This is a genomic window from uncultured Rothia sp. (genome assembly GCF_937976295.1).
Lineage (GTDB): Bacteria > Actinomycetota > Actinomycetes > Actinomycetales > Micrococcaceae > Rothia.
The window spans coordinates 1-6,700 of sequence record NZ_CALJRY010000236.1 but is presented as its reverse complement, the minus strand read 5'-3'; the positions used below and the strand labels follow the sequence as shown (position 1 = coordinate 6,700).

5 protein-coding genes are annotated in these 6,700 nt (G+C 58.7%); 2 read left to right on the top strand and 3 right to left on the bottom strand.

Annotated features, from left to right (window positions below; translation table 11 throughout):
- Positions 1-282: 282 nt before the first annotated feature.
- Positions 283-1,479: an RNase H family protein gene (locus Q0216_RS06335; RefSeq protein ID WP_298593834.1), complete on the bottom strand. Its 1,197-nt coding sequence runs from the start codon at positions 1,477-1,479 to the stop codon at positions 283-285.
- Positions 1,480-1,784: 305 nt separating this feature from the next.
- Here Q0216_RS06335 and Q0216_RS06330 point away from each other — a divergent pair, with 305 nt between their 5' ends.
- A complete protein-coding gene (locus tag Q0216_RS06330) occupies positions 1,785-2,063 on the top strand; it encodes a putative quinol monooxygenase (RefSeq protein WP_298593832.1) in 279 nt (92 codons plus the stop codon).
- 135 nt (positions 2,064-2,198) lie between these two features.
- On the opposite strand, the gene Q0216_RS06325 is transcribed toward Q0216_RS06330, so the two are convergent.
- Positions 2,199-3,233, bottom strand: a complete 1,035-nt coding sequence (locus tag Q0216_RS06325; RefSeq protein ID WP_298593830.1) for a 2-oxoglutarate dehydrogenase — start codon at positions 3,231-3,233, stop codon at positions 2,199-2,201.
- A gap of 264 nt (positions 3,234-3,497) precedes the next feature.
- Positions 3,498-5,342, bottom strand: coding sequence for a dihydroxy-acid dehydratase (ilvD, locus tag Q0216_RS06320; RefSeq protein WP_298593828.1), 1,845 nt, complete (start codon positions 5,340-5,342; stop codon positions 3,498-3,500).
- A 424-nt stretch (positions 5,343-5,766) separates the two neighbouring features.
- Here ilvD and Q0216_RS06315 point away from each other — a divergent pair.
- Positions 5,767-6,700, top strand: a 934-nt coding sequence (locus Q0216_RS06315) for an alpha-amylase family glycosyl hydrolase (RefSeq protein WP_298593827.1), incomplete at its 3' end; no start/stop codon positions are given.

The following is a 6,700-nucleotide window of genomic DNA, read 5'->3' as shown; positions in this document are numbered from 1 at the left end:
ACCAACGGAATATATAGAGAAGAATCAGGAGGAGGAAGAAGAAACTGCATAAATTAGGTCCCTAAAAATCGGTGAAGTGTGCGCCCGCTCGACAGATCGGGAAATTCAGAAATCCTTCACACAATTCTATCCCCACCGCTGGGCATCTATCACTGCAGACCAGCCGCGCAAAAGCACATACAGAAAAGACAAAAGGGCAAAAAGAAACACGCGACACCTCCGACATCGCATACCCTCGTATGCGGCGAATGTATCGCGCGTTCATTTCTACCCTGCACTAGTTTAGCGCCATAAACGGTTTCCCGCATGGATTGAAGACGGTTTAATCTGCAACCACTCCGGCGCAAGCAGGCGAACAGCCTTCGCACAACCCGACAAAGCAGTAATAATCGACTCGCAACGCTGATTAAACTCGCTCTGATGACGCTTATCCACGATCTGCCCCGGAAAATGGCGATGCATCTTCGACACAGAGTCGCTACTCTCCTGCAAACCGTGGCCCGTATGGCCCGGAACATGCTTCACCAGCACACGCTTCTCACGGATAGCCTCCGTCAAAGCACTCATCTGAGCCACAACGCGCTCATCCTGAATACCCTCAGAAACCCACGCCTCAAAAGCCCAACGGCTATGCGCCAAACGCAACACAAACGTCAACGCACCCAAAGAATCCGTATGAATAATCAGGCGGCGCGAACCGCTATGGAACACCGTATAAGCCGCCAACATCGCAGACAGCTCACCGGTCATAATATTCACGCCATCATAGTGGGCATGAAAATAGAAGCCGTCCTCACTCACACCGGCGATGCCCATACGGCCGCCACGCTGATACTTCTTATTGTGAGTCGAACGGAACGAACAATCCGTGAAAACGCTATAGTCCTGCAGCTGATCCAGCGGTCGAGGGGTCAGCGCCTCCTCCACCATCTCATCCACAGCGGTACGTGCCGCGCAGACCTCAGCCTGCATCCGCTCATACGCGGGCGTGCCAGCAAGCTTCACATGCACTTCACCCAAAGAATGGTTATCGTACGGATCCAGCACCTTCTCAAAGGCGCGGTACTCCATAATCCCCTTCAACTGGTCGCAATCACGGAAAAGCTGCTTCAAATTCTTACGGTCAGCAGCAATCGTCACCAGGTTCTTACGGTACTGCTCCGGAACCACATCCCACGCCGAAAGCACGGCACGGCCCAGCAGGCAGGGATGCACCTCATCGCACGATTCCATGAGGGAATGAACATGCGTGAAAAGCAGCGGCTCCTCATTCACCACGGTGCGGGTGCCGTCCTGCTTAGAAATAAAAACCACCGTTGACAACGCCGAATAGCAAAAACCCTGCGCCGTACGATGCTCCTGAGCCACAGCAACCACAGCAACGCCCTGATTCGTGTACCCAGCAGGGTACGAAGCGCTATAGTCGGGCGCCTCCCAAGTCAGGGTGCATCGTTTGATATGCGCCGGTGAAAATCCCATGAGTGTCACCCCCCATGCGTGCCATACCGCTTCTCCTTTCATTCATGCGGTGTATCTTCCTCATTCTTTTATAGGTCGAGAAGAAAGGGGCACGCAAATATAAAATACTTTTTTTACAGATAGCGAATGGGCCAGCCGAAAATCCTCTCCCCCGCCACCACAACACAAAACCCAGCACAGAAAACCACGCAGAACACAGCGCGAGAAACCTACGCGCATACCTCCCCGCGACCGGGGTGAAGGTGTACGGTAAAAGAGTCATATACGACGCGGCAACCGCCGCACCACCCCACAAGGAGAGCCCCATGATTGGTGTCTACGCCGGAGTATCCGTCAAGCCCGAGCACGTCGAAGAATTCCTCAAGACCATCGAACCGCTCGTGACCGCAAGCCGCCAGGACGAAGGCAACGTCAGCTACGACTTCGGTGCCGTCTCCGACACCGACTTCGCATTCATCGAGCGTTGGGAATCCCAGGAACTGCTCGACAAGCACATGGGCACCGAGCACTTCCAGAAGGCTGTCGCCGCATGGGAGCCGCTGCTCTCCTCCGAGCTGGATGTTCGCATCGTCAACTTCCGCTAAGCAACGTTATATACCGAAGGTGCCCGGCGCCCCCTACGTGAGGGGTGCCGGGCACCTTCGTATATCAGCCTTAGAGGCAAGTCAGCTTTAGAGGCGAGCGCGGCTACTCGCGGCACACCTTCAATCTCGCTAGGCTTATAGGCGTTCTACGCCAACCTCCACCGAATCAAGCGTGAAACCATTCGTCGCGCTCACGCAATGCACCTTACCGGTATTCACCGACTTGCAGGTGTAACCGTACGCAGTCACCACCTGACCGGCAGGCAACGCAGCAATACCCTCGGTATTCACCGGCTCCGGGGTGGCGGTCTGACCGACCAGGCTCACCTCGGGAGCCTGGCCCTGCCCCATGTGCACACGCTGCTGCGCCTTACCGGAGGCGGCATCCCAACCCTCCAGGGTCACACCCACCAGCGCCTGGCAATCCACACCCGACGGGGTCACCGAGCACGCAACCTTAGAGTCCGGGCTGGTGAAACGCAGCGCCTCAACAGTCTTCGCCGAATCGCCCTGACCAAAAGTGCCGCCGCCATACGCTTCAGCGAAAGTCAGCGTACCCGACAGCATGCGGGTCTGCGCCGGAATCAGCGCCAGGCGAGGCTTCTCAACGCTACCACCCTGCGTGAAGCAGGCACCCGTGATGTAGTCGCGGCCCTGCACCTTCGTAGTGCACTGGTACCATTCCACACTCGCCGAACCCTCCTGGTTCTTGCGGCTGCTGAAAAGACGCACCGCCTCCTGAGCCTTCGCGCAATCCGAACCGTCATACACGTAAATACCGGCGGAACCACCCAGCAGGCTCGTCACGCCGCAGCGGGTGCCCGGATCAATAGTGGTCGCGGAGCCGCTCGATGTAGCATATGCCGCCTCGTACTCGGCGTCCGTGCTCGGCTCAACGGTCGGGGTTGCTACAGCATCAAAAGTTACCGGCGCATCCAGACCGGCAGAAATCTGCACGGTATTCGGCTTCCAGGAGCCATCCGCCGCCGTAAATAGCGCCTTTGAATCAACGGACGCCGAAGAAGTCGCGACCTTCATCGGTGTGGTTTCAGACTCATCAGCCTGCGGCTGAGCGGAGCAAGAACTCAAAGCGAGCGCGCCGATGCAGGCAAGAGCCGTCAGGGCACGACGAGTAAAAGCACGCTGTGCGCGTGCGGGCAGGGTAACCATGAATACGTCCTCGTAAGGGTTGCGAATTGCGTTGTGTTTGAGTGGTTGTGCTGAGTCGGTGAAGCGGGTACCTAAATACCCTCTTACACCCTACTGCACCGCACCTGACAAGGCAATACGCCGCACCGGGTATCCCACGACGGTAGACAAAGATGCAGGCGGAGAGACGGACAAAGAACAAGCGCCCCGCCCGCAGAAAAACCACGGAACGGGGCGCCAAGCATTAGGGCAAAATATTAAATTCTCACACGATACGTGAGGGGCTTATGCATCCTCGGGCAGGATGCGCACGCCGCCCTTATCAGCCGAAGCAGCCAGCATGCCGTACACCTTCAGGGCGTTCGACACCTGGCGCTCACGCGGCTTCGTCGGACGCCACGGTGCAGCGCCCTTCGCCTCGCGGCGAGCAGCAAGCTCCTCATCCGAAACGTTCACACGCAGGATGCGGTTGTTCACGTCAATCTCAATCTCGTCACCGGTCTGCACCAGGCCGATAGCGCCGCCAGCGGCAGCCTCCGGGGAGACGTGACCGATCGAAATACCCGAAGTACCGCCGGAGAAACGACCGTCAGTGATCAGCGCGCACTTCTTGCCGAGGCCCAGACCCTTCAGGTAGGAGGTCGGGTACAGCATTTCCTGCATGCCGGGACCACCCTTCGGACCCTCGTACTGGATGACGACAACGTCGCCTTCCTTCACGTTCTTCGACAGGATCTCGTACACAGCCTCGTCCTGCGACTCAACCACGAACGCGCGACCCTTGAAGTGGAACAGCTCCTCATCAATACCAGCGGACTTAATGATCGCGCCGTTCTGGGCGATGTTGCCGTACAGGACCGCCAGACCGCCATCCTTGGTGTACGCGTGCTCCACAGCGCGGATGCAGCCGTTCTCAGCGTCAGTCTCGTGGGACTCGTACTTGTTCGCGGTGGAGAACGCCTGGGTGGTGCGCACGCCGCCGGGAGCCGCGAGGAACAGGTCCTTCGCCTTCTCGCTCGCCTTGCCGCCGCGGATATCCCACTCGTCCAGCCACTCGTCCAGCGAATCAGCGTGAACAGAATGAACGTTCTTGTGCAGCAGGCCGGCACGGTTCAGCTCACCCAGCAGGGCGGGGATACCACCGGCACGGTGCACGTGCTCAATGTGGTACTTGGTGGAGTTCGGGGCGACCTTCGCCAGGCAGGGAACCTGGCGGGAAATACGGTCAATATCCTTCAGAGTGAAGTCAGCGCCCGCCTCGTGAGCAATCGCCAGGGTGTGCAGCACGGTATTGGTCGAACCGCCCATCGCCACATCCAGCGCCATAGCGTTCTCGAACGCCTCCTTGGTCGCAATGGAGCGGGGCAGAACCGACTCGTCATCCTGCTCGTAGTAGCGCTTAGCCAGCTCAACGATGCGGCGGCCAGCATCCAGGAACAGCTCCTTACGAGCAACCTGAGTAGCCAGAGTGGTACCGTTACCGGGCAGCGCCAGACCAATCGCCTCATTCAGGCAGTTCATGGAGTTCGCGGTGAACATACCCGCGCACGAACCGCAGGTCGGGCACGCATTCTTCTCAACCTGAGCAAGCTCAGCGTCACTGACGCTGTCATCAACAGCCATCACCATGGCGTCAATCAGGTCGAGGCGGTGCTCAACAATACCCTCAATGCCCTCGCCGGACTCCATGGGGCCACCGGACACAAAGATAGTGGGGATGTTCAGGCGCATAGCCGCCAGAAGCATACCGGGGGTGATCTTGTCACAGTTAGAAATGCAGACCAGCGCGTCAGCACGGTGCGCGTTGACCATGTACTCAACCGAGTCAGCAATCAGATCGCGGGAAGGCAGCGAGTAGAGCATACCGTCGTGACCCATCGCGATACCGTCATCAACGGCGATGGTGTTAAATTCCTTAGCCACGCCGCCAGCCTCACGAATCGCGCCGGCGACCAGTTCACCCATGTTCTTCAGGTGCACGTGGCCGGGCACGAACTGGGTGAAGGAGTTCGCGATAGCAATAATGGGCTTGCCGAAGTCGTCATCGCCCATGCCGGTGGCACGCCACAGGGCGCGGGCACCAGCCATGTTACGGCCGTGAGTTGAAGTACGTGAACGCAGTTCTGGCATTGTTTTACCTTCCGTAGTGATGCAAGTACTGATTTTACGCGCGGCGTCCAACGCTCTTCAGCTCAGGGTCACTTTGGTTTCATGCATCGAAACGCGCACGAGCCTGCAACCGCCTACCGGTGGGAGGGCTGAGGCCACGGGGTTGTGCCGGATCTGCGGCAGAATTGCCCCCTTTGGGGTAGATGGGGGACACCACCCCATTATGCCCCCTAATCTGGAATGAGCCCAGGTTGCGGGCGGCGATATTCAGTCGGCGAACGCACCGGGAGGCGGCGGGCTGCTGCGTCCACCGCGTACGGGCCTCGCTGTGCACACGTAGCAGCACACGTAGCACCATACATAGCACCAGCACGGTTCGTTTCCAACACACTGATTTATACGCGTTTATACACACTGAACCCTGCTCACGTTTCAGAAAGTTTCCATGACACAGGCACCCACCGCATCGCTCACCCTCACCCCAGCAACCACTCCGGCAACCACACCGGCAGGCGGCAAGGACTTCGCGTCCTCCGTCATCTACCAGGTGTACCCCAAGTCCTTCTACTCCTCGGCCGGTGGCGCCTACGGCGACCTGCGCGGCGTCATCGAGAAGGTGCCCTATATTGCCTCCCTGGGCGTGGACATGGTGTGGTTCAACCCGTTCTTCGCCTCCCCGCAGAACGACAACGGCTACGACATCTCCGACTACTACGCCATCAACCCCGACCTGGGCACCATGGAAGACGTCGAAGAGATGATTGCCGCCCTCGCCGAGCACGGTGTGGGCGTCATGTTCGACATGGTCCTCAACCATATTTCGACCGAGCACGAGTGGTTCCAGCGTGCACTCGCCGGTGAGCGCGAGTACTGGGACTACTTCTACATTCGCCCCGGTAGGTACACCGAGGACGGTCAGCTGCACGAACCGACCAACTGGGAGTCGAAGTTCGGCGGCCCCTGCTGGTCCCGCTTTGGCGAGTACACGGACGAGCACGGCACTCCCCTGTTCTACATGCACCTGTACGACCGCACCCAGGCGGACCTGAACTGGTACAACCCGGTTGTGCGCGACGAACTGTTTAAGGTCGTGAACTTCTGGTACGAGAAGGGCGTGCGAGGCTTCCGTTTCGACGTTATTAACGTCATCGGCAAGGGTGAAGAGCTACTCGACGCCCCCGAAGGCACCGTGGACAAGGCACAATACACCGACACCCCGATTGTGCACAGCCGCATTCAGCAGCTGAACCGCGCCTCCTTCGGTCAGCATGATGACACCGTGACCGTGGGCGAAATGTCCTCGACCAGTATTGAGAACTGCGTGGGCTACTCCAACCCGGCACACCACGAGCTGGATATGGTGTTCAGCTTCCACCACC

What these genes read in the sequence shown, in the direction of transcription:
- Q0216_RS06335 (WP_298593834.1), bottom strand. Translation starts at nt 1,479, where the DNA reads ATGGGATTTTCACCGGCGCATATCAAACGATGCACCCTGACTTGGGAG.
- Q0216_RS06325 (WP_298593830.1), bottom strand. Translation starts at nt 3,233, where the DNA reads ATGGTTACCCTGCCCGCACGCGCACAGCGTGCTTTTACTCGTCGTGCC.
- ilvD (WP_298593828.1), bottom strand. Translation starts at nt 5,342, where the DNA reads ATGCCAGAACTGCGTTCACGTACTTCAACTCACGGCCGTAACATGGCT.
- Q0216_RS06330 (WP_298593832.1), top strand. Translation starts at nt 1,785, where the DNA reads ATGATTGGTGTCTACGCCGGAGTATCCGTCAAGCCCGAGCACGTCGAA.